Origin of the sequence: Pseudomonas putida W15Oct28 (assembly GCF_000708715.2) — a bacterium.
GTDB classification, from domain to species: domain Bacteria; phylum Pseudomonadota; class Gammaproteobacteria; order Pseudomonadales; family Pseudomonadaceae; genus Aquipseudomonas; species Aquipseudomonas putida_R.
On the sequence record NZ_JENB01000019.1, the window covers coordinates 99,248 to 118,519 of the forward strand.

Sequence of the window (19,272 nt, forward strand, 5' to 3'; positions counted from 1 at the left end):
GCTGCAAATATTGCTGGGGCCGCTTTGCGACCCTTTCGCGACACAAGGCCGCTCCCACAGGGATCGCGGTCTTTTCGGACAAGGAGAACAACATGCCCCGCCAAATGAATCTGGGCGCCTTCCTCATGGCCACCGGTCACCACGTGGCCGCCTGGCGCCACCCGGACGTGCCGGCGGACCCGCTGGATTTCGCCACCTACAAGCGCACCGCACAAATCGCTGAAGCCGCGTGCTTCGATGCCTTGTTCGTCGCCGACAGCGTCGCCGCGCCCAGCGACCCGCTGGCCAGCCACAGTGCCCGCTCGGTGTACTTCGAGCCGCTGACCCTATTGTCGGCGCTGAGTGCGGTCACCGACCGCATCGGCCTGATCGCCACAGCCACCACCAGTTACAACGAGCCGTACCATGTAGCACGCAAGTTCGCCTCGCTGGACCACCTGTCCGCAGGGCGTGCCGGCTGGAACCTGGTCACCTCCGACGCTGCCGCCGAGGCCGGTAACTTTGGCCGCCAGGCACACATCCCGCATGCCGAGCGCTATGCCCGCGCCCGTGAATTCCAGCAGGTGGTGCAGGGGCTGTGGGACAGCTGGGCCGATGACGCGTTCGAACGCGACAAGGCCAGTGGCCTGTTCCACCACCCGCAGGCCGTGCGTGCCCTCGATCATGTGGGCGAGCACTTTCGGGTCAAAGGCCCGCTCAATGTGGCTCGCTCGCCCCAGGGACGACCGGTGCTGGTGCAGGCCGGCTCGTCCGAAACCGGCCGCGAGCTGGCCGCACAAAGTGCCGAGGTGGTGTTCACCGCCCAGCCGAGTCTGGCCCGCGCACAGGCTTTTTATGCCGACCTCAAGGGTCGCCTGGCCCGCCATGGGCGAGATGAGCATGCGCTGAAGATCATGCCCGGCGTGTTTGTGGTGGTGGGCCAAAGCCAGGCGCAGGCCGAGGACAAGTACGAACAGTTCCAGGGGCTGGTCGACCCGCGTGTCGGGGTTGGCTTGCTCGGGCGCATGCTCGGCAACTTCGACCTTTCCGGCTACCCGCTGGACGGCCCGCTGCCCGAGTTGCCGCCCACCGAGGATGGCCAACGCAGCCGCCAGCAACTGTTGACCGAACTGGCCGGCAACGAACAGCTGACCCTGGCCCAGCTGGGCCGGCGCATCGCCGGTGGGCGAGGGCACTACAGCCTGGTCGGCACCCCGACGCAGATCGCCGATGAGCTGCAAGCCTGGTTCGAAGGCGGCGGTGCCGATGGTTTCAACGTGCTGGTGCCGCACCTGCCCCTGGGCCTGGAAGACTTCGCCCTGCACGTGGTGCCGGAGTTGCAGCGCCGCGGGCTGTTCCGCCGTCAGTACCAGGGCCACACCCTGCGCGAACACCTGGGCCTGCAGCGCCCAGCCAACCCCTACTTTGCCGAACGAGGCCAACCATGAGCTACACCGCCAACCCCGAGCGCTATGCGCGCATGCCTTACCGCCGCGTCGGCCGCAGCGGCCTGGTGCTGCCGGCCCTGTCCCTGGGCCTGTGGCACAACTTTGGTGATGCCACGCCCATCACCACCCAGCGCGCCTTGCTGCACACGGCGTTCGATGCCGGTATCAACCATTTCGACCTGGCCAACAACTACGGCCCGCCCTACGGCAGTGCCGAGACCAACTTCGGCCGGCTGCTGCGCGAGGACCTGCGCAGCTACCGTGACGAGCTGATCATTTCCAGCAAGGCCGGCTGGGACATGTGGCCGGGCCCGTACGGGCAGGGGGGCAGCTCGCGCAAGTACCTGATCGCCAGCCTGGACCAGAGCCTGGCACGCCTGGGCCTGGATTACGTCGACATCTTCTATTCGCACCGCTTCGATGCCGACACCCCGCTGGAAGAAACGGCCATCGCATTGGCCGACATCGTGCGCCAGGGCAAGGCGCTGTACATCGGTATCTCGTCCTATTCGGCCGGCAAGACCGCGGAAATCGCGGCGTTGCTTCATGCGTTGAAGGTACCGCTGCTGATCCACCAGCCGTCGTACAACCTCTTCAACCGCTGGATCGAACGGGACCTGCTCGACACCACCGATGCCTTGGGCGCGGGGGTGATCGTGTTCACTGCGCTGGCCCAGGGCCTGCTCAGCGACAAATACCTGAATGGCATTCCGGCAGACGCCCGGGTGAACCGTGCGGGTGGCGGCTCGCTGCTGCCCCAGCATTTGTCGGAAGCCAACATCGCCCGTGCACGCGCCCTGAATGAGATTGCCCGTGAGCGTGGCCAGAGCCTGGCCCAACTGGCCCTGGCCTGGACCCTGCGCGACCCACGGGTGAGCTCCGCACTGATCGGTGCCAGCCGGCCCGAGCAGATCACCGAGAACGTGGCGGCGCTCGACAACCTGACCTTCACCGCCGAAGAGCTGGCCGCCATCGACCAGTACGCAGTAGAAGGCGGGATCAACCTGTGGGAAAAACCATCGACCGACTGGAAGGAGTGACCCATGCGCTTGCTACGCCTTGCCATGCTGCTGTTGCTGGCCCTGGCCGGCGCGGCCCAGGCCGCAGACCCGGCTACCTTGCGTATCGGCTACCAGAAGGGCTCGATCAGCCTGGTGCTGGCCAAGCAGCATCAACTGCTGGAGCAACGCTTTGCCAACACCCGCGTGCAATGGATCGAGTTCCCCGCCGGCCCGCAGATGCTTGAAGCGTTGAACATCGGCAGCCTCGACATTGGCTCGACCGGTGATATCCCGCCGATCTTTGCCCAGGCCGCTGGCGCCGACCTGCTGTACATCGGTGCCGAGCCGCCCAAGCCCCAGGCCGAAGTGATTTTGGTGCCGAAAGACAGCCCGATCAGCGCAGTGGGTGAACTCAAGGGCAAGCGCATTGCACTGCAGAAGGGGTCGAGCGCGCACAACCTGCTGTTGCGTGCCTTGGCCAAGGCCGGGCTAAGCATTCGCGATGTTCAGCCGGTGTACCTGGCACCTGCCGATGCCCGGGCAGCGTTCGAGCGGGGCAGCGTGGATGCCTGGGCAATCTGGGACCCGTTCTACTCGGCCATCGACCTGGAGGGCAAGGCGCGGCTGTTGGTCGACGGCCAAGGGTTGGGGCTGATCGGGCCGTTCATGCTGGGCTCGCGCACCTATGTAGAAGCCCATGGCGCTTTTGTCGGGCAATTGCTGGATGAAATCAGCCGCGCCGAAGCGCTTACCCGCAGCGACGAGGCCGGGAGCATCCGCTTGCTGGCGCAGTTCATGGGCTTGCCAGAAGAAGTGGTACAGCGCAGCTTCAGCCACCGCCCGGCGTCACCGGTGCTGCCGGTGAGTGATGAGATCGTGGCGGCGCAGCAGCGTACGGCGCAGCTGTTCTTCGACAACAAGGTACTGCCCAAGCAGGTCGACATAGCCGGGGCCGTATGGAGGCGGGAGTAACCTGACCTCTCTGGCCGGCATCGGCCCTTGTAGGAGCGGCCTTGCGTCGCGATCGGGCTGCGAAGCAGCCCCAACTATTTGTGCATTTGCGCAGAAACATAGGGCCGCTTCGCAGCCCGATCGCGACGCAAGGCCGCTCCTACAAATGACCGCGTAACCCAGCGATCAACCGCGGGCGAATGCCGCCAGCTTCTCGCCATCCAGCCGGTAGCGCACCCACTCATCCTGCGGCTCGGCCCCCAGCTTCTGATAGAAGCCGATCGCCGGCTCGTTCCAGTCCAGCACGCTCCATTCCAGACGCCCGCAGTTGTTCGCTACCGCCTCGCGGGCAATGTGCCGCAGCAATTGCCGGCCAGCGCCGTCGCCACGTTGTTCAGGTGTGACGTACAGGTCTTCCAGGTAAATACCGTTGCGCCCGAGCCAGGTCGAGTAGCTGTAGAAGTACACGGCAAAACCGACTGCCCGGCCATCGCGTTCGCACATCAGGCTACGCACGGTGCTGCCCTCGTCGAACAGGCTGTGCTCGATGTCGGCCAGGGTGGCGACCACCTCGTGGCGGGCACGTTCGTACTCGGCCAGCTCGGTGATAAAGGCCAGGATCTGCTCGGCATCGGTGCGAACGGCTGGGCGAATGGTGAGGCTCATGGTGACGGCTTCCTTGATCCGGGTTAGCGGTACAGTGATTTGTATCCGAATAATTTAATACAACTGTATCGGTCGCAGGAGAGGGCGACTCCGTTAGTGTGACAGCACCTATAAAGAAAGTGGAATGCCCGCCATGCTTGCCTCTGCCGACCTGCTGACCGCTTTCGTGCTGTTTGCCTTCGTGTCCTCTATCACCCCCGGCCCCAACAACACCATGTTGCTGGCCTCGGGGGTGAATTTCGGCGTGCGTCGCTCCATCCCCCACGCCCTGGGCATCAGTGTCGGTTTCATGGTCATGGTGCTGGCCGTCGGCCTGGGCCTGGGTGAGGTGTTCAAGGCCTGGCCGCCGCTGTACACGGTCCTGCGCTACACCGGCGCCGCCTACCTGCTGTACCTGGCCTGGAAGATCGCCACGGCCGGGCCGGTCGGCACAGCCTCGTCCAGCGCCCGTAAACCGCTGGGGTTCTGGGGGGCGGCAGCGTTCCAGTGGGTCAACCCCAAGGCCTGGGTGATGGCGGTGGGTGCGATTACCACCTACACACCGGCACAAGGCTATGTGACCAACGTGATCGTCATCGCCGCCTTGTTCGCCTTGGTCAACCTGCCCAGTGTCGGTGTGTGGGTCATGTTTGGCAGCGCCCTGCGCAACGTATTGCAGAACCCGCGGTGGCTGATGCTGTTCAATGTCCTGATGGCCTTGTTACTGGTGATTTCCCTCTACCCGCTGCTGTTTGTAGAATCGGCGTTTTCCTAGCCCCGCGAGTACAGCAAGCCGATGGAGTTGATCCCCTGGTCCCATGAATGCGCCGAAGGTTTCACCCTGCGGGGTTGGCGAACCCCGGCCAGTGGCAAGCCGTTGCTGCATTTTTTGCACGGCAACGGTTTCTGTTGCCTGGCCTACCAACCGTTGCTGATGCGCCTGGGCGAACATTTCGACCTGTGGCTTTGCGACGTTCAGGGGCATGGCGACAGTGACCATGGTGGGGTGTTTCGGGGGTGGAATCGCACGGCCGAGTTGGCAGTGGAAGCCTTTCAGGCCGGGCGTGGGGAGTACGGCGATGTGCCGCGGTTTGCCGTGGGGCACAGCTTTGGCGGCGTGCTGACGGGCCTGATCCTGGCCGCAGAACCTGAGCTGTTCGAGCGTGCGGTGTTGCTTGACCCCGTGTTGTTCAGCCGCCGCATGCTGGGTGTGATGGGCGCGGCAGCACTGGTTGGCCTGCACCAGCGCCATGCTCTGGCGCGCAAGGCCGCCAGCCGCCGCAGCCACTGGCCTGATCGCGAGGCCGCGCTGGCCTCGCTGCAAGGGCGGGGCATTTTCAAGGGCTGGACCGATGCGGCGCTGCAGGCCTATGTCGAACACGCCATCGGCGATTGTGGTGATGCAGTGGTGCTCAAGTGCCGGCCCAGCCGGGAAGTGGAAATCTTCAGTTCATTCCCTAAGCGCATGTGGGCGCGCCTTGCAGCGATCAGCACGCCAACACGGATCCTGTATGGCGAGCGGACTTATCCCTTCGTGCCACATTCGGTGAACCGCCTGGCCACGCTCAACCGGCATGTGACCGCCCGGCAAGTTGCCGGTGGGCACTGTTTCATGCAGGAAGACCCGGCCATGGCGGCCGAGCAGGTGCTCGCTTTCTTGCAGGGCTGACTGTTCCACAGGTGGAACGATGTATGCCATATCAGCCGTCTACCGCCTGATTGGTATCATTGATAAGGTTATCCCAGCCAAGAGAGGAGCCTTCTCATGAAAAACATTCTGGGTATCCACCGCAGCCCACACGCCCATTGGGTAGGTGATGGTTTTCCCGTGCGCAGCCTGTTCACCTACGACAACCTGGCCAGCCGGATCAGCCCGTTCTTGCTGCTGGACTACGCCGGCCCCCATGACTTCACCCCGACCACTGCGCGGCGCGGCGTTGGCCAGCACCCGCACCGCGGTTTCGAGACCGTGACCATCGTCTACCAGGGCGAGCTGGAGCACCGTGACTCCACGGGTGCTGGCGGCCTGATCGGGCCGGGTGATGTGCAGTGGATGACCGCCGCCAACGGCATCATCCATGAAGAATTCCATTCCCCGGCCTTCGCCCGTAGTGGCGGTACGCTGGAAATGGTCCAGCTGTGGGTCAACTTGCCAGCGCGTGACAAGCGCGCAGCGGCCGGTTACCAGACGCTGCTGGCCAGCGACATCCCGGTGGTGGCGCTGGACGCAGACGCCGGTAGCTTGCGGGTGATTGCCGGTGACTACCGTGCACACCAGGGGCCTGCCCGAACCTTTACCACCATGGATGTGTGGGACCTGCGGCTGAATACCGGCGCGGCCTTGCAGCTGCCAGTTGCTGCCGGTCGAAACGCCGCGCTGGTGGTGCTGCGCGGTAACGTGCGAATCAACGGCGAGCGCGAAGCGGGGCCGTCCAGCCTGGTACTGCTGGACCGGGAGGGTGAGGATGTCACCGTCGAGGCGCTGGAAGGTGCCAGTGTGCTGTTGCTCAGCGGCGAGCCCATCGATGAGCCGATTGTCGGCTATGGCCCGTTTGTGATGAACAGCCAGGCGGAGATTGCCGAGTCGTTCGACGATTTCCATGCCGGGCGGTTTGGGCAGATGCAAGATGAGCGGGAAGGGGCTCAGCACTGAGTCTTGCCTGAAAAGCTGGGGCTGCTTCGCAGCCCATCGCGACACAAGGCCGCTCCCACAGGTTCAGCATGAGCCCGTAGCTGGCGCTGTGCCTGTGGGAGCGGCCTTGCGTCGCGATAGGGGTGCGAAGCACCCCCGGCATTCTTGAACATGGATTGGCCCCCAGGGTTTTGGCATGATCAGCCCATGCCCAAGCCCACACTCCAGCACGCCGTGCGCCGATCATTGCCCACCCCCGGCCAACACACCCTGTGGCTGCGCTACCGTGCCCCTTATCACTGGCCCTCGACCCTGGGCTTCCTGACCGCCCGCTGCATCCCCGGTATTGAGACCTGCCTCGACGGCACTTATCGCCGCACCCTGGTCGTTGCCGGCCACCAAGCTGTCCTGCACGCCACCCCCTTGCGCAACCAGTTGCGCGTTCACCTCCAAGGCGTTCCCTCAACTGCATTGCCCGGCCTGATCGCCAGGCTGAGGCGCTTCTTCGACCTCGACGCCGACCCTGCGCGCATCGCGGCCGAGTTATCCCGCGACCCCTTGATGGCCCGTTTGGCCCACGAGCGCCCAGGCCTGCGTGTGCCTCAAGGCTGGGACGCCTGTGAACAAGCCATGCGTACCGTGCTGGGCCAGCAAATCAGCGTGGCCGGCGCCATGACCCTGGCGGGCCGGCTGGTGCAACGTCACGGTGCAGCGCTGCGTCTGCCGGTAGCGGGCCTGAGCCATGTGTTCCCGGCTTTGCCGGCATTGGCAAATGCACAGTTCGAAAACATGGGCATGCCGCGAGCGCGCGCCACCACCCTCGGTACCTTGGCCAATGCCCTGCTGGCTGAACCCGGTTTGCTGCGTCGCGGCCAAGCACTGGATGAGCTACTGCGCAACCTGTGCCGTCTAAAAGGCATCGGGCCGTGGAGTGCGCACTACCTGGCGCTGCGCCAGGCCGGCGCTGCTGATGCCTTGCCGTTGGGCGATGTAGCCCTGATCAAGGCATTGCGCTTGCTTGAGGGCGATGACGCGAAACTGGCCGAGCGGGCGCTGGCCTGGCGACCGTGGCGGGCCTATGCGGCGCAGCACCTGTGGGCATCGCTGGGGCCGGCAGGGACCGCTCGTCGTTAAGTCGGCCATTGCAATCGAACACTCGGCCCATCCCCGCGATCTTCCACTAAGGTGCTAGAGGATTCCCCGCATCATCATTGCCCCGGCGCATGGACGCCTGCCTTGGCATGCGCAATATCAATTGGCGCCCCGCCCGATAAAGGCGTACTCACACACAACAGGCCATCGCACAGAGAGGGTCGTACCATGTCGTTGATAGGAGTTTCGATGCTGGAAATGCGGCAGATGATCGAGCAGGCCTGCTTGCCTGATCGCTGTGAAGTCAGCTGCCTGGATGGCGCCAACCTGACCATCCGCCTGGGTCAGGGTCAGAGTCTCGACGAGGGCGTGACCCTGAACGGGGTCCCGCTGCAAAGCCTTAATAGCTGCCGTGATCTGGTCCACCTGGTGGGGCAGCTGCACGCGCTGCGTGACAGCCGCCCGGCGCGATTCAGGTCGATGGCCTGAGTGCGCCCGTCGTGCCCCGGTCAGCCCAGGCTGGCCGGGCGCACGTATTCCGGCATCAAGCCGTCGGACCAGAACAGGATCATCGCCACCAGGATGGTCACCAGCAGCAATAGCCCCACACCCCAGACGCATGTTGCAAATAGCATCGCCTGTTCCTTCTTAAGCCGCAGGAATGTCTGTAACCCGCCATATAGCAACACGCTGGCGTAAGCAGAGGCAGCCATCAGCGCGAAGAACGCCAGCCAGCGAACCGGCACCAGCCCGACCACTCCGGCAAAGAACCACGGGGTGGCGCAGTAGGCGGCAAAACCAATGCACTGGTTGAGGCTGGGCTGCGCATCGAACCCTCGCGACATCCAGCGGATCATCACCCCCATCAGCATCACGCCCACGACGGTAGTGGCATACAGCAGCCCTGACAGTTGCGCGGCGCTACCCATACTCAGGCGTACCCGCTCCTCGGCTGCCAGGCTCCAGCCGAAGGTGGTAGTACCAACGAACAGGCACACGGCGGGTATCAGCGCCAGGGCCAGCAGGCGTGGCAGGTATTGCTGTGGGTGGTCCTCTTCGGCCCGGCGGATATCCAGCCAGGCGTCGGCGGGGTGGGTGAAGAGCTTGAGTAACGGACTGTTCATGGCGTTCTCCAGCAGGCATGAGCCCTTTTGCTATGGAGACACGCCGCGCCCGGCCGGTTCAGCTGGGTTGGCCGCCGTTGATCGGCTTATTGCAGTTCCAGCAGCAGATTCAGGCCACCATCGCCGCACTTGCCCTTGTCGCGCACCACGCCATGGTAACTACGCCCATCCCAGACAAAGGCCACGCTGTGAGCACGGTCGACCTTGTCAGGCAGCGGCGGGCAAATGTGCAGGCGCAGCCCCGGGCGGCCTTGCAGGTTGAGGGCGGCGAGCTGGCATTGGCATTCCACGCTCTGCGCCACCGGGCCGAACAGGGTGTCGCGTACGTAATCAAGTTGCAGCGAGGCATTGGGGGCGCGGCCAGGCATCTTCATCGGTACGGGGCTCCATCGCAACGGCTTGAAGGGCAGGGCGGGTTCGGCATGGCAGGCTCCAGGCAAAGGAAGGCGGCTTATCATTTGAAGCTTGCCTGGCCAAGATGTTCAACGTGTTTCATGTGCATTCATCTTGTTTTGCGCCGGGTGGCAGACCACAGGCCCTGTTCAGGCGCCCGCCTTGCGCAAGGTGAGGTTGATCCGCCGCTCGCCCAGGCGCGGATGCACGGCGGGTTTGATGGGCAGTACGCCGTGAAAACGCAATCGGTCCTCACCGCCCCAGACCAGTACATCGCCGTGGCTCAGCGGGATGCGTCGGGGCTTGTCGGCGCGCTGCAGGCCACCGAACAGGAACACCGCCGGCAAACCCAATGACACCGACACGATCGGCTGGCCGAAGTCCTGCTCGTCACGGTCCTGGTGCAGGCTCAGGCGAGTGCCTGGCAAATAGTGGTTGACCAGGCAGGCATCCGGTACGAAACCCTCGAAACCTGCCAGGGCTGCGGCGCGGGCGGCGAGGGCGAGCAAAACCGGGGGCAGGGCGGGCCAAGGCTTGCCGCTAAGCGGGTCGCTGGGGCTGTAGCGGTAACCGTGTTCGTCACTCACCCAGCCCAGCGTGCCGCAGTTGGTCAGGCCTACTGCCATGCGCAGGCCACCCGGCGTGTGCATGTGCCGAAAGGGCGCTGCACGCAGGACCGGGCGCAGGGCATCGAGCAGCGCCTCGGTTTCGGCCAGGGCGAAGCCAGGCAGCAGCACGGTGTGGCTGGCCAGGCGTTGCGGCTGAGGGCCGAACAGGTCGAGGTCGGACTGGATCATGGCACTGCACATGTTCGAGGGATTAGACAGTGTATCCCTGTAGGAGCAGCCTTGTGCTGCGATGAGGCCGGTATGCCTCACAATGATGTGTCGGTGCTGCAGGCCCTTTCGCAGCACAAGGCTGCTCCTACAGGCATTGCATATACCGGGCAGAATGAAAAGTTGCACAGGGTGGGAGCGAAAAAGGAACCGCGGCACCAGGGAGAGGAGCACCGCGGTTCAAGGGGGAACGGTTTACTTCTGGGTCACAGTGGCCAGGTTCGTGCTGCCCAGCTGGGTAATGGTGGCGGTTTGGGCGATACCGCTCTGGTCGACGAACGCCTTGTTGCCCTGGCCTCCCTGGGTCACGTAGGCGACGTTGATGCTGTCAGTCTGTTTGATGGTGGCTTCGTTGCCGCTACCGTACAGCTGGTTGGTGTAGCTCTGGTTGCTGTAGCCGGACTGGTCCAGGGTGATGGAGTTGCCGGTGCCCTGGCTGCTGCCGTAGGCATAGTTGTCGGTACCGCGCTGGTCGGCGATCAGGATGTTGTCGGTGCCGTTCTGCTCGAAATACAGCTCGTTGTTGACGTCGTCCTGCTTGGTCTGCATCTGGTTGCCTTTACCCGTCTGGCTAAGCGTGGCCACTTGGTCAGCGCCTTTCTGGGTCAGGTTGACGCCGTTGCCATTGCCGTTCTGGTTGATGGTGGCGTTCTGGTTGGTGCCGAACTGGCCACCCATCTTGGCGCCTTTCCAGTTGCTGGCAGTGATGCTGTTGCCATTGCCTTTGGTGTTGATGGTCAGGTTCAGGTTTTCACCATTCTGATAGGTGAAAAACAGGTTGTTGTTGCCCGTCTGGGTGATGGTGGCGGTCGCGTTGCTGGTATCGAACTGGTCTGACCAACTGGCGTTGGCATTGCCTTGCTGCGAAAGGCTGACCTTGTTGCCGGCGCCGAAGCTCTGGTCGATATAGCCTTCGTTCGACTGGCCGCTCTGGACCACGGAGGCCTGGCTGCCGACCTGGGTGTCCTGCCACACTTCCACCGAGTTGCCGCCACCGTACTGGCCAATGCCAATGGTGCCACCGGTACCCTCGCGCTGGTCGCCGTAGGCCCAGTTGTCGTGGCCATCCTGGTAGACCTGGATGTCGCCATCGAGGTGGTTCAAGTGCTCGGCGGCGGCGTAGTTGTCCTGGCCGGTCTGGTTCACGGTACTGCGGTTGTTGGTGCCACCGAAGGTCTGCTCGATGAAGGCCTCGTTGCGCTGGCCGGATTGCCAGGTGGTGGCTTTGCTGCCTTCCTGGGTGTCCTGCCACACGGTGGATTTGTTGCCGACGCCTTGCTGGGTTTGCAGCGATTCGTTGTTCTGCCCTACAGACTGGCTGGCGAAGGCATCGTTATAGCTGCCCCCGGCACGCTGGGTGATCTTGCTGCCGTTCTCGAACAGTTGCTCGGCGTAGCCGGCGTTGTACTGGCCGGTGGCACTTTGCTGGATTTCGCTGGTGCTTTCGGTTTGCACCGCCATATGGTTGTGGCCCTTGCCCGTCTGGTTCTGGGTGGCCGAGGCGAAGGATGCCTGGGTCTGGGAGACTTCGGCGATGTTTTCCTTGCCGTCCTGGGTCTGGGACGAGGTGCTGTCAGCAGCCATGGCCTGACCTGCGAGGGCCAGGACGATAGCGGCACTTAAGGGAGCGAGCTTGTACATGGTGGTGCCTCCAGGTCTATCGATATTGGGTGATCTGAACATGCTGGCCATTGCCGGTCTGGGTCACGGAGCTGTTGAGGCCCGAGCCGGACTGCACGATGCTGGCGCTGTTGTCGTTGCCGATCTGCTCGATGGCTGCGCTGTTGCTGCTGCCGCTCTGGCGAATCGACGCGCTGTTGCCATTTCCCTGTTGGCTGATGCTGGCCATCAGGTCACTGCCTTCCTGCAAGATGTACGCTTCCTGCGCACCGCCAGACTGGACGATGCGGCCCAGCAGGGCCTGACCGTTCTGGTCGAGGGCGGCGCGGTTGCCCGACCCCTGCTGCTCGATCACCGCGGCCTGGCCGGCACCGACCGGTAGCAGGCGGATGATCACCGGTTCGCCGAGGTCGTTGCCGGGCGCGAGGTCGGCATTGTCCATCAGGTCGTCGGCCCAGCTGGCCTGGCCCGCCAGGGCCAGGCTGAGTAGCAGTGGATACAGGCGCTTCATGGTGTTACCCCGTCTTTACTGCACAACCACGTTGACGGTACGGGTAGTCCCCGGGCTGGTGGTAATGGTTGCCGTCGGCGCGGCGGTCGGGATGATCGTGGTGCTGTTGCTTACTGCGAGGCGCCAGCGGCCGTTCACCGGTACGGTGGCGGTGCCCAGTGTCTGCACCCCGGTGGTGGTGGTAACCCGGACGGTGACAACGTTGCCCGTGGTTACCGACGAGGTACCGCTGATGTCCCAGTTGTAACGGTTGTTGGAGCGTGCCGTGACGGTGGCTGCCGTAACCGCGAAGGTTTCGGCGGCGGGCCGTGGCGACACGTTGACGGTGACCGTACCCGGGGTAGACAGCGCCCCCAGCGAGTCACGTGCCTGGTAGGTGAAAGTGGTGGTGAACGCCGCCGTTACCGTGGCCGGTGGGGTATAGGTCACGGTGGCGCCGTCGGTGCTGACCGCGCCCCGGCCGGCAGCCGGTTGGCCGACGGCAGCAACGGCCAGCGGCACGTTGCCTTCCGGATCGGTGTCGTTGGCCAGCACGTTGATGGTCAATGGCACGCCCAGGGTGGCGACGGTTTCCGGGTTGGCGACCGGTGGCCGGTTAGGCGCCACGTTGATGGTGACCGTGGCCGGTTCCGACTTCAGGCCCTTGGCGTCCACCGCCCGGTAGCTGAAGGTGGCCACCAACGGTTGCGTAGCGCCGACTGGCGGGGTGTAGGTGACCGAGGTGGTACCGTTGAGCACCACACCGCCCAGGCCGGTACCCGGTTGGGTGAGGTCACTGAGGGTCAGCGGCACGTTGCCGTCCGGGTCACTGTCGTTTTGCAGCAGGTTGAGGGTGATTGGCACACCCACACTGGTGCTGCCGACATCGGCCTGGGCCAGCGGTGGCTGGTTGGCCGCCTCGACAGGTGCGTTGCCGACCACCAGGACCGGTTCCACGTCAGTACCACCATGGGCAGACTTGACCGTGACGGTGGCCGGCGGTTGCGCCACGTCGTTGACCGTGATGCTTTGCAGCGTGCCCGCTTTGGACATGCGGCCGTAGCCTTGGGCGAGCATGTCGGGGATAGCCACCTCGTCACTGGACCTTGCCTCGATCAGCAGGCGCTTGTTGGCCCAGTCGTAGCGCGCGGTGCTGACCTTGACCACGTCGGTCAGCTTGCTCGACAGCGCGGTCGGCTGGGTGCCGCCGGCACTGTTGCTGGCCGTGACCACCACTACCGCAGGTGGCGCTGTCTGGCCAAGCTGTTGGTGGAAGAACAGGCCGTTGTTGTCTGCCGTCAGGTTGAACTGGCAGGGCGAAGGGGGCGTGCCGATCAGTGCCAGGCCGTTGCGCATGCACAGGCTGGCCTCTTTCGGCGCCTTGGCGAACACTTCCACGCGGGTGCCGCTGCCGTTGCGCGAGTAGGTGGCGCGCTCCAGGGTGACCGGGGTTTGTGCGCGCTGGTCGAGTACCTTGCCCGAAACCGTGAACAGCGCGGTCTCGATGCGCCCGGGCGGGCCGTCGATGCGGATGAAGTTGGTGTTGAACGGGCTGCCGACCACGGCCTCCAGGCGGTTCGGGTCACCAATGAAGGTTTCGCTGGCGCCGGTATCCGGGTTGACCTCGACATACGGCCCACCCACCCCACGCAGCCATGGCCCGAGCGCGCCGTTGAGCGCGCCCCGGAAGTTGCCGGGTGCGCCGATGCCGATGTCGCGGGTGATGTTGATCGCCCGCCGGCCGGGCGTGGTGACGTTGACCGTCTCGACGCCGAAGGGGTGGGTGATGGTGTAGACACCCGCCCGCGGGACCGACACGCGAAGCCGGATGCGGGCGAAGCTCTGCTGGTCGCCGTCTACCGGGTTTTCGGCGGCAAAAGCCGCTTCCAGGCCAGCGACGTAGGCATCCAGTTCATAGCCGCTGTTACCGACGGCAGGGATGGTGGCTTCGGCCAGGAACCAGAACATTTCTGGCGGCCAGTTGTCGGGGAACACCAGCGGCAGGGCGTCGTCGTAGATGCCGGGTTCCGGCAGCAAGGTGCACATGTAGGACGGTGCGGCCGGGGTGCCGGGCACCCGGGTACTGGTGGCACGTGACTGGCACAGCTCCAGGGACTGGTTGAGGCCGTCCTTGTACCACATCGGGTAGCCGCCAGTGGCGAAGGTGTAGGGCCCCGGGTCGACATCAGACAACGCGGCAAAGGCGGCGCTGGTAACGGTGAGGGAAAAACCGGCGGCGAACAGCGCACGGCGCGACCAAGTGTTCATGCGGCCTCCTTGAAGGCTGAGCCTTTGTCTGTTCATGGCACCAGCACCACGTCTTCGCTGTCGCTACCCCCATTGGCGCTGGTGACCTGCACCTTGGCCGGCGGGATGGGCGACAGGGTCATGCTGAGCGTCTTCACGGCGCCGGTGCCGCCAAGGTTGCCGATCAACGTGCCGTTGCCGGTATGTGCGGTAAGCACGGGCGGGGTGGTTTCGTCGCTGGTGCTGGCCACCAGGGTCAGCTCGCCGGTGGACAGGCGGTACTGGGCCTGGGTGATGGTGACCAGGTCAGTCAGTGGCACGTTGCGGGTGGTCAGGCTGCTGGTCGGGATGGCCACGCTGTTGTCGGCGGTCAGTGTCACGATGGTACCGGCCGCCGGGTTGAGGGCCGACTGGGCGTACCAGGCGCCGGTGGCGTTGGCCTCGGTCAGTTTCAGGTTGGGCGTCTGGCTGGTCAGGGTGACGCTGGCCGGTGGCGGCGGGGCCATCACGAAGATGTCTTGCTGGGCGCGCAGGTCGCCGTTCTCGGTGTGCCGTGAGTAGGTGCTGCGCTGTGGCATCAGCGGGGTAGGCAGGGCAACGGTCGAGAGCTTGCCCGAGATTGCGAACAGCTCGGTGCGCAGGTCGATGCCACCCGGGCCTTCGATGCGCACGAAGTTGGTATTGAACGGGCTGCCGGTTACCCGTTCGTCCAGGTTGGGGTCACCGACGAAGCGCTCGTTGCCTTCGGTGTAGGGGCCGTTGACACTGCGCAGGAACGGCCCGACATCGCCCTTCAGCGCGCCGGTGAAGTCGCCTGCCCCGGCAATGCCGATGTCGCGGGTCATGTTGATCGCCCTACGCCCTGCGGCGGGGACATCGAACACTTCCACGCCATAGGGGTGGGTGACCACGTAGGTGCCCGCGGTGGGTACATCGACCCGGATACGCACCCGGGCGAAGCTGACCTGGTCACCCTCGACCGGTTCTTCGGCGGCGAATGCTGCTTCGATCGCCGTGCCGTAACTGAGGTTGATGCCACGGGCGGCGTCGACGATGGCGGCGTCGGCGGTGAACCAGAACGCTTCGTCAGGGAAGTTGGTGGGGAAGACGATGGGTTGGGTATCGTCGAACACACCGGGCGTGGGCAGCAGCGTGCACATGTACGACGGTGCGCCGGGCGCGCCGGCAACCCTGGAGCTGACCGCCTTGGTCAGGCACAGGTCGAGGGTACGACCGTGACTGTCCTGGTACCAGGCGGGGAAGCCGCCGTTGGCGGGGACGTAGGCGCCTGGATCGACAGCATTCAAGGCAGCCTGCGCCGGGAGCTGGAGCATGCCGGCGAAAATCGCCACTGCCAGCGGGTGGGGTATCGGTCGGTGCATGAGTCAATTCCTCCTGCAAACGGGCCCATGGACTTGGGGCGTCTGGGAGAAGATCGGCAAGAGCTGTGCCAAAATTTGAAAATTGCGCTGCAGGCCTTGTGGCGCAGGGGGTACAGGTTTTCAGTGGGGGATTGTGCGAGCGGCTGACGGTGGGCAGCGTTGCCCCAAGGTTGGGGATTGGGGGCAGTAATTCCAACCCGGTTTTCGAAGCCAATGCGGTTTTTGCTACATTGCACCGGCGTTCCCACCTTCCAGCTGAGCCAAGCTATGCAACCCCTCGACCACCTCTCCCTGAACCTGTTCATTGTCGTCTGCGAAGAAGGCACTATCGCCCGCGCCGGTGAGCGCGCGTTCATGGCGCCGTCCGCGGTCAGCAAACGTGTTTCGGACATCGAGGCGCGTTTTGGCACCGCTTTGCTAAAACGCAGCAAGCGCGGCGTGGAACCGACCCCGGCAGGGCTGGCCCTGTTGCGCCATGCCCGGGACATGACCCGCGCCATGGAGCGCCTGGACAGCGAGCTGAGCGAATACGCAGAGGGCGCGCGCGGCCATGTGCGGGTGCTGGCCAATGTGTCGTCGATCATGGAGTTCCTGCCTGAAGAGCTGTCGGCGTTCATGCTGGAAAACCCGCTGATCCAAGCCGATATCGAAGAACGCTTCAGCACCGACGTGGTCCGCGGTGTGGCCGAGGGCAGCGCCGATCTGGGCATTTGCCGAAAATCCATGGCAGTGGGTGACCTGGAGTTCGTGCCGTACCGCCAGGACCACCTGGCCGTAGTCGTCGCTGCTGACCATCCATTGGCCGGCCGCAGCCAGATTGCCTTCGAGGAAACCCTGGGCTACGACCATCTGGGCCTCTCGGCCTTTGCCACGCTGAACGCCTTCATGCGTAAAAGCGCCGAACAGGCAGGCAAGGAGCTGCGTTTTCGTTCGTACGTGTCGTCGTTCGACGCGGCATACCGCCTGGTACAGTTTGGCCTTGGCCTGGCGGTATTCCCGCAAGAGGCCGTGGCCCGCTATGCGGCGTTGTTCGACCTGCGAGTCATCCCGCTGACGGACGACTGGGCGCTTGGCGAATTCGTCATCTGCATGCGCGACCGGCACACGCTGTCGCTGTCGGCACGGCGCCTGCTTGACCACCTGCTGCTGCGTGCACCAGCCTGGCAGGTAGTCGGCTGATCCATCGTGGCTGACGATGGATCAGCCCGTGAATCACGTCTTTTCTGCCTGTCACCCAACTCTTAGTCTGGCGCAACGCTTCAGACAGAGAGACCGTGATGACAACAATAACAATCAACGAAGTCGGCATGCGCGATGGCCTGCAAAGCCTTCAGACGACCATGCCAACGGCCGCCAAACGCCGCTGGATCGACGCCGCCTATGGCGCCGGCGTGCGCCACATGGAAGTCGCCTCTTTCGTACCGGCACGCTTGCTGCCGCAAATGGCCGATGCCCGCGAAGTGGTGGCCCACGCCCTCACATACCCGGGCCTGCAGGTGACGGTGTTGGCCCCCAACCTGCGCGGGGCAAGGGACGCACTTGAGTCTGGCGCCCATCGCATCGTCGCCCCGGTATCGGTCAGCATGGCGCACAGCCTGGCCAACGTGCGCCGCACGCCCATGGAAATGGTCGAGGAACTGGGGCGCATGTGCCAATTGCGTACTGAAATGGGCCTGCATGAGGTGCAGGTCATTGCCGGCATGTCTGTGGCCTTTGGCTGCACGCGCCAGGGCGAGGTACCGTTGGCCGACCTTTGCGCACTGACCCGCCAGGTGATCGAAGCCGGTTGCGACCTTGTCTCGCTGGGTGACACCACCGGCTATGCCAACCCGGGCCAGGTGGCGACGGTGCTCCATGCTGTGCGGGCGATTGCCGGCGACCGCCTCAAGGCCGCGCACTTCCATGACACCCGTGGCCTGGCCCTGGCCAACAGCCTGGTCGCGGTGCAGCAGGGTATTCGCGAGCTGGACGCCTCCCTGGCCGGCCTGGGGGGCTGCCCGTTCGCTCCGGGCGCGTCTGGCAATACCGTCACCGAAGACCTGGTGTTCATGCTGCAGAGCATGGGCTACGACACCGGTATCAACCTGCCTGCACTGATCGCGTCGCGCCAGGTGCTGAGCGAGGCGCTGCCGGGCGAGCCCCTTTACGGCTGCATCGCCCGCGCCGGGCTACCGCTGAACTTCGCTGACACTGCCGGCCACGCCTGACCCGCCTGAACGAGGAATACCACGATGTCCAGACTTCCCTTGGACGGCATCCGTGTCGTCGAAATTTCGCACATGGTCATGGGCCCGACCTGCGGCATGATCCTCGGTGACCTTGGCGCCGAAGTGATCAAGATCGAGCCCGTGCGCGGCGACGGCACGCGCCGGCTGCTGGGCGCGGGGGCGGGCTTCTTCCGCACCTTCAACCGCAACAAGCAGTGCATCGCCGTGGATGTTGAAACGGCCGAGGGCCGCGAGGCCGTGCTGCAACTGATCGATACGGCCGACGTGTTCATCGAAAACTTCAAACCCGGGCGCATGCACAAGCTGGGCCTGGACTACGCCGCGCTCCGCCAGCGCAACCCACGGCTGATCTATGCCTCGCACAAGGGCTTTCTCAGCGGGCCCTATGACAACCGCCTGGCGCTGGACGAGGTGGTGCAGATGATGGCCGGCCTGGCCTACATGACCGGGCCGGTGGGCCGCCCGTTGCGCGCCGGCAGCTCGGTGAACGACATCATGGGCGGCATGTTCGGCGCCATTGGCGTACTGGCGGCGCTCAACGACCGCCACACCACCGGCAGCGGCCGCGAGGTGCAAAGTGCCCTGTACGAGAACTGCGTGTTGCTGGCCGCCCAGCACATGCAGCAGTACGTGGTCACCGGCGAGGCTGCAGCGCCGATGCCTAACCGCATCAGTGCCTGGGCCATCTATGACGTGTTCACTTTTGCCGGTGGCGAGCAGATGTTCGTCGCCGCCACCGGTGAAGGGCAATGGCACGCGCTGTGTCAGGTACTGGGGCAGACTGCCTTGCTCGATGACCCGACACTGGCCAGCAACAACGACCGTGTGTTGCAACGGCCACGGCTGCTGGCGCACCTGGCCGAGGTGTTCGCGCCACGGGATGCGGGGCAACTGGCACTGCAACTGGAGGCCAACGGCATTCCCTTTGCGCCGATCCGCCGGCCGGAAGAGCTGTTCGACGACCCCCACCTGCAGCAGAGCGGTGGTATGGCCAACCTGCAACTGGAAGACGGCAGCCACACACCCATGCCGTTGCTGCCGCTGTCACTGGACGGGCAGCGCCTACAGCCGCGCCGTGCGATAGCGCGGATTGGCGAGCACACCCGCCAGGTGATGCGCGAGCTGGGTTACAGCGATGAACACATTGCCGAGCTGTGCGCAGCCGGCGTGCTGAAAACCGACGACGCAGCTTGAGGAGGGTTTG

General features: G+C 64.6%; 19 protein-coding genes. 11 read left to right on the forward strand and 8 right to left on the reverse strand.

Features of this window, described 5'->3' with window-relative positions; genetic code table 11:
- Nucleotides 1-92 precede the first annotated feature (92 nt).
- From AK81_RS15425 to AK81_RS15435, 3 genes are read left to right on the forward strand one after another with little or no spacing between them, the layout of a single operon-like run.
- Nucleotides 93-1,427 (forward strand): LLM class flavin-dependent oxidoreductase, encoded by a 1,335-nt coding sequence (locus AK81_RS15425; protein WP_043200195.1) that lies wholly within the window; start codon nucleotides 93-95, stop codon nucleotides 1,425-1,427.
- On the forward strand, nucleotides 1,424-2,467 hold the full coding sequence (gene mgrA / locus AK81_RS15430; protein ID WP_043200196.1) for an L-glyceraldehyde 3-phosphate reductase: 1,044 nt from the start codon (nucleotides 1,424-1,426) through the stop codon (nucleotides 2,465-2,467). Before AK81_RS15425 ends, mgrA begins: the two co-directional genes overlap by 4 nt.
- 3 nt (nucleotides 2,468-2,470) lie before the next feature.
- Nucleotides 2,471-3,400 carry an aliphatic sulfonate ABC transporter substrate-binding protein gene (locus AK81_RS15435; protein WP_043200198.1) on the forward strand — a complete coding sequence of 310 codons (930 nt, stop codon included), beginning with the start codon at nucleotides 2,471-2,473 and terminating at the stop codon, nucleotides 3,398-3,400.
- Between the two features lie 165 nt (nucleotides 3,401-3,565).
- On the opposite strand, the gene AK81_RS15440 is transcribed toward AK81_RS15435, so the two are convergent.
- Nucleotides 3,566-4,045: a GNAT family N-acetyltransferase gene (locus AK81_RS15440; protein WP_043200199.1), complete on the reverse strand. Its 480-nt coding sequence runs from the start codon at nucleotides 4,043-4,045 to the stop codon at nucleotides 3,566-3,568.
- Between the two features lie 124 nt (nucleotides 4,046-4,169).
- On the opposite strand from AK81_RS15440, the gene AK81_RS15445 reads away from it, so the two are divergent.
- The 5 genes from AK81_RS15445 to AK81_RS15465 all read left to right on the forward strand — a co-directional run bounded on the left by AK81_RS15445 (nucleotide 4,170) and on the right by AK81_RS15465 (nucleotide 8,237).
- Complete coding sequence (locus tag AK81_RS15445) at nucleotides 4,170-4,799, forward strand: LysE family translocator (protein ID WP_043200201.1); 630 nt, start codon at nucleotides 4,170-4,172, stop codon at nucleotides 4,797-4,799.
- Between the two features lie 21 nt (nucleotides 4,800-4,820).
- Complete coding sequence (locus tag AK81_RS15450) at nucleotides 4,821-5,693, forward strand: alpha/beta fold hydrolase (RefSeq protein ID WP_043200202.1); 873 nt, start codon at nucleotides 4,821-4,823, stop codon at nucleotides 5,691-5,693.
- A 96-nt stretch (nucleotides 5,694-5,789) separates the two neighbouring features.
- The gene (locus tag AK81_RS15455) at nucleotides 5,790-6,677 is read left to right on the forward strand and encodes a pirin family protein (protein WP_043200204.1); all 888 of its coding nucleotides are present in this window, start codon (nucleotides 5,790-5,792) and stop codon (nucleotides 6,675-6,677) included.
- A gap of 186 nt (nucleotides 6,678-6,863) precedes the next feature.
- Nucleotides 6,864-7,790: a DNA-3-methyladenine glycosylase family protein gene (locus AK81_RS15460; protein WP_043200206.1), complete on the forward strand. Its 927-nt coding sequence runs from the start codon at nucleotides 6,864-6,866 to the stop codon at nucleotides 7,788-7,790.
- A 186-nt stretch (nucleotides 7,791-7,976) separates the two neighbouring features.
- Entirely contained in the window at nucleotides 7,977-8,237 is a 261-nt protein-coding gene (locus AK81_RS15465; RefSeq protein WP_043200207.1) for a DUF1652 domain-containing protein, read from the forward strand.
- 20 nt (nucleotides 8,238-8,257) lie between these two features.
- Here AK81_RS15465 and AK81_RS15470 read toward each other — a convergent pair whose 3' ends face one another.
- From AK81_RS15470 to AK81_RS15500, 7 genes are all read right to left on the reverse strand, one after another.
- Nucleotides 8,258-8,872, reverse strand: coding sequence for a Yip1 family protein (locus tag AK81_RS15470; RefSeq protein WP_043200208.1), 615 nt, complete (start codon nucleotides 8,870-8,872; stop codon nucleotides 8,258-8,260).
- 86 nt (nucleotides 8,873-8,958) lie between these two features.
- Nucleotides 8,959-9,246 carry a hypothetical protein gene (locus AK81_RS15475; protein WP_028612962.1) on the reverse strand — a complete coding sequence of 96 codons (288 nt, stop codon included), beginning with the start codon at nucleotides 9,244-9,246 and terminating at the stop codon, nucleotides 8,959-8,961.
- A 168-nt stretch (nucleotides 9,247-9,414) separates the two neighbouring features.
- Nucleotides 9,415-10,062 carry a DNA oxidative demethylase AlkB gene (gene alkB / locus AK81_RS15480; protein ID WP_043200209.1) on the reverse strand — a complete coding sequence of 216 codons (648 nt, stop codon included), beginning with the start codon at nucleotides 10,060-10,062 and terminating at the stop codon, nucleotides 9,415-9,417.
- Between the two features lie 234 nt (nucleotides 10,063-10,296).
- Nucleotides 10,297-11,742, reverse strand: coding sequence for a curlin (locus tag AK81_RS15485; protein WP_043200210.1), 1,446 nt, complete (start codon nucleotides 11,740-11,742; stop codon nucleotides 10,297-10,299).
- A 16-nt stretch (nucleotides 11,743-11,758) separates the two neighbouring features.
- Nucleotides 11,759-12,232 carry a curlin gene (locus AK81_RS15490; protein ID WP_043200211.1) on the reverse strand — a complete coding sequence of 158 codons (474 nt, stop codon included), beginning with the start codon at nucleotides 12,230-12,232 and terminating at the stop codon, nucleotides 11,759-11,761.
- Between the two features lie 15 nt (nucleotides 12,233-12,247).
- The gene (locus tag AK81_RS15495) at nucleotides 12,248-14,479 is read right to left on the reverse strand and encodes an Ig-like domain-containing protein (RefSeq protein ID WP_043200212.1); all 2,232 of its coding nucleotides are present in this window, start codon (nucleotides 14,477-14,479) and stop codon (nucleotides 12,248-12,250) included.
- Between the two features lie 32 nt (nucleotides 14,480-14,511).
- Nucleotides 14,512-15,840, reverse strand: coding sequence for a hypothetical protein (locus AK81_RS15500; protein WP_043200214.1), 1,329 nt, complete (start codon nucleotides 15,838-15,840; stop codon nucleotides 14,512-14,514).
- Between the two features lie 267 nt (nucleotides 15,841-16,107).
- Here AK81_RS15500 and AK81_RS15505 point away from each other — a divergent pair, with 267 nt between their 5' ends.
- The 3 genes from AK81_RS15505 (at nucleotide 16,108) to AK81_RS15515 (ending at nucleotide 19,262) form a co-directional block, all read left to right on the forward strand.
- Nucleotides 16,108-17,019, forward strand: coding sequence for a LysR family transcriptional regulator (locus AK81_RS15505; RefSeq protein WP_043200215.1), 912 nt, complete (start codon nucleotides 16,108-16,110; stop codon nucleotides 17,017-17,019).
- Nucleotides 17,020-17,117: 98 nt separating this feature from the next.
- On the forward strand, nucleotides 17,118-18,047 hold the full coding sequence (locus AK81_RS15510) for a hydroxymethylglutaryl-CoA lyase (RefSeq protein ID WP_043200217.1): 930 nt from the start codon (nucleotides 17,118-17,120) through the stop codon (nucleotides 18,045-18,047).
- Nucleotides 18,048-18,071: 24 nt separating this feature from the next.
- Nucleotides 18,072-19,262 carry a CaiB/BaiF CoA transferase family protein gene (locus tag AK81_RS15515; RefSeq protein WP_043200218.1) on the forward strand — a complete coding sequence of 397 codons (1,191 nt, stop codon included), beginning with the start codon at nucleotides 18,072-18,074 and terminating at the stop codon, nucleotides 19,260-19,262.
- Nucleotides 19,263-19,272 lie beyond the last annotated feature (10 nt).

Bases quoted from the DNA above. Each gene is read 5' to 3' on its own strand.
- AK81_RS15475 (WP_028612962.1), bottom strand. From the start codon at position 9,246: ATGAAGATGCCTGGCCGCGCCCCCAATGCCTCGCTGCAACTTGATTAC.
- AK81_RS15490 (WP_043200211.1), bottom strand. From the start codon at position 12,232: ATGAAGCGCCTGTATCCACTGCTACTCAGCCTGGCCCTGGCGGGCCAG.
- AK81_RS15445 (WP_043200201.1), top strand. From the start codon at position 4,170: ATGCCCGCCATGCTTGCCTCTGCCGACCTGCTGACCGCTTTCGTGCTG.
- AK81_RS15465 (WP_043200207.1), top strand. From the start codon at position 7,977: ATGTCGTTGATAGGAGTTTCGATGCTGGAAATGCGGCAGATGATCGAG.
- AK81_RS15470 (WP_043200208.1), bottom strand. From the start codon at position 8,872: ATGAACAGTCCGTTACTCAAGCTCTTCACCCACCCCGCCGACGCCTGG.
- AK81_RS15440 (WP_043200199.1), bottom strand. From the start codon at position 4,045: ATGAGCCTCACCATTCGCCCAGCCGTTCGCACCGATGCCGAGCAGATC.
- AK81_RS15455 (WP_043200204.1), top strand. From the start codon at position 5,790: ATGAAAAACATTCTGGGTATCCACCGCAGCCCACACGCCCATTGGGTA.
- alkB (WP_043200209.1), bottom strand. From the start codon at position 10,062: ATGATCCAGTCCGACCTCGACCTGTTCGGCCCTCAGCCGCAACGCCTG.
- AK81_RS15460 (WP_043200206.1), top strand. From the start codon at position 6,864: ATGCCCAAGCCCACACTCCAGCACGCCGTGCGCCGATCATTGCCCACC.
- AK81_RS15485 (WP_043200210.1), bottom strand. From the start codon at position 11,742: ATGTACAAGCTCGCTCCCTTAAGTGCCGCTATCGTCCTGGCCCTCGCA.
- AK81_RS15495 (WP_043200212.1), bottom strand. From the start codon at position 14,479: ATGAACACTTGGTCGCGCCGTGCGCTGTTCGCCGCCGGTTTTTCCCTC.
- AK81_RS15515 (WP_043200218.1), top strand. From the start codon at position 18,072: ATGTCCAGACTTCCCTTGGACGGCATCCGTGTCGTCGAAATTTCGCAC.
- AK81_RS15500 (WP_043200214.1), bottom strand. From the start codon at position 15,840: ATGCACCGACCGATACCCCACCCGCTGGCAGTGGCGATTTTCGCCGGC.
- AK81_RS15450 (WP_043200202.1), top strand. From the start codon at position 4,821: ATGGAGTTGATCCCCTGGTCCCATGAATGCGCCGAAGGTTTCACCCTG.
- AK81_RS15510 (WP_043200217.1), top strand. From the start codon at position 17,118: ATGACAACAATAACAATCAACGAAGTCGGCATGCGCGATGGCCTGCAA.
- AK81_RS15435 (WP_043200198.1), top strand. From the start codon at position 2,471: ATGCGCTTGCTACGCCTTGCCATGCTGCTGTTGCTGGCCCTGGCCGGC.
- AK81_RS15425 (WP_043200195.1), top strand. From the start codon at position 93: ATGCCCCGCCAAATGAATCTGGGCGCCTTCCTCATGGCCACCGGTCAC.
- AK81_RS15505 (WP_043200215.1), top strand. From the start codon at position 16,108: ATGCAACCCCTCGACCACCTCTCCCTGAACCTGTTCATTGTCGTCTGC.
- mgrA (WP_043200196.1), top strand. From the start codon at position 1,424: ATGAGCTACACCGCCAACCCCGAGCGCTATGCGCGCATGCCTTACCGC.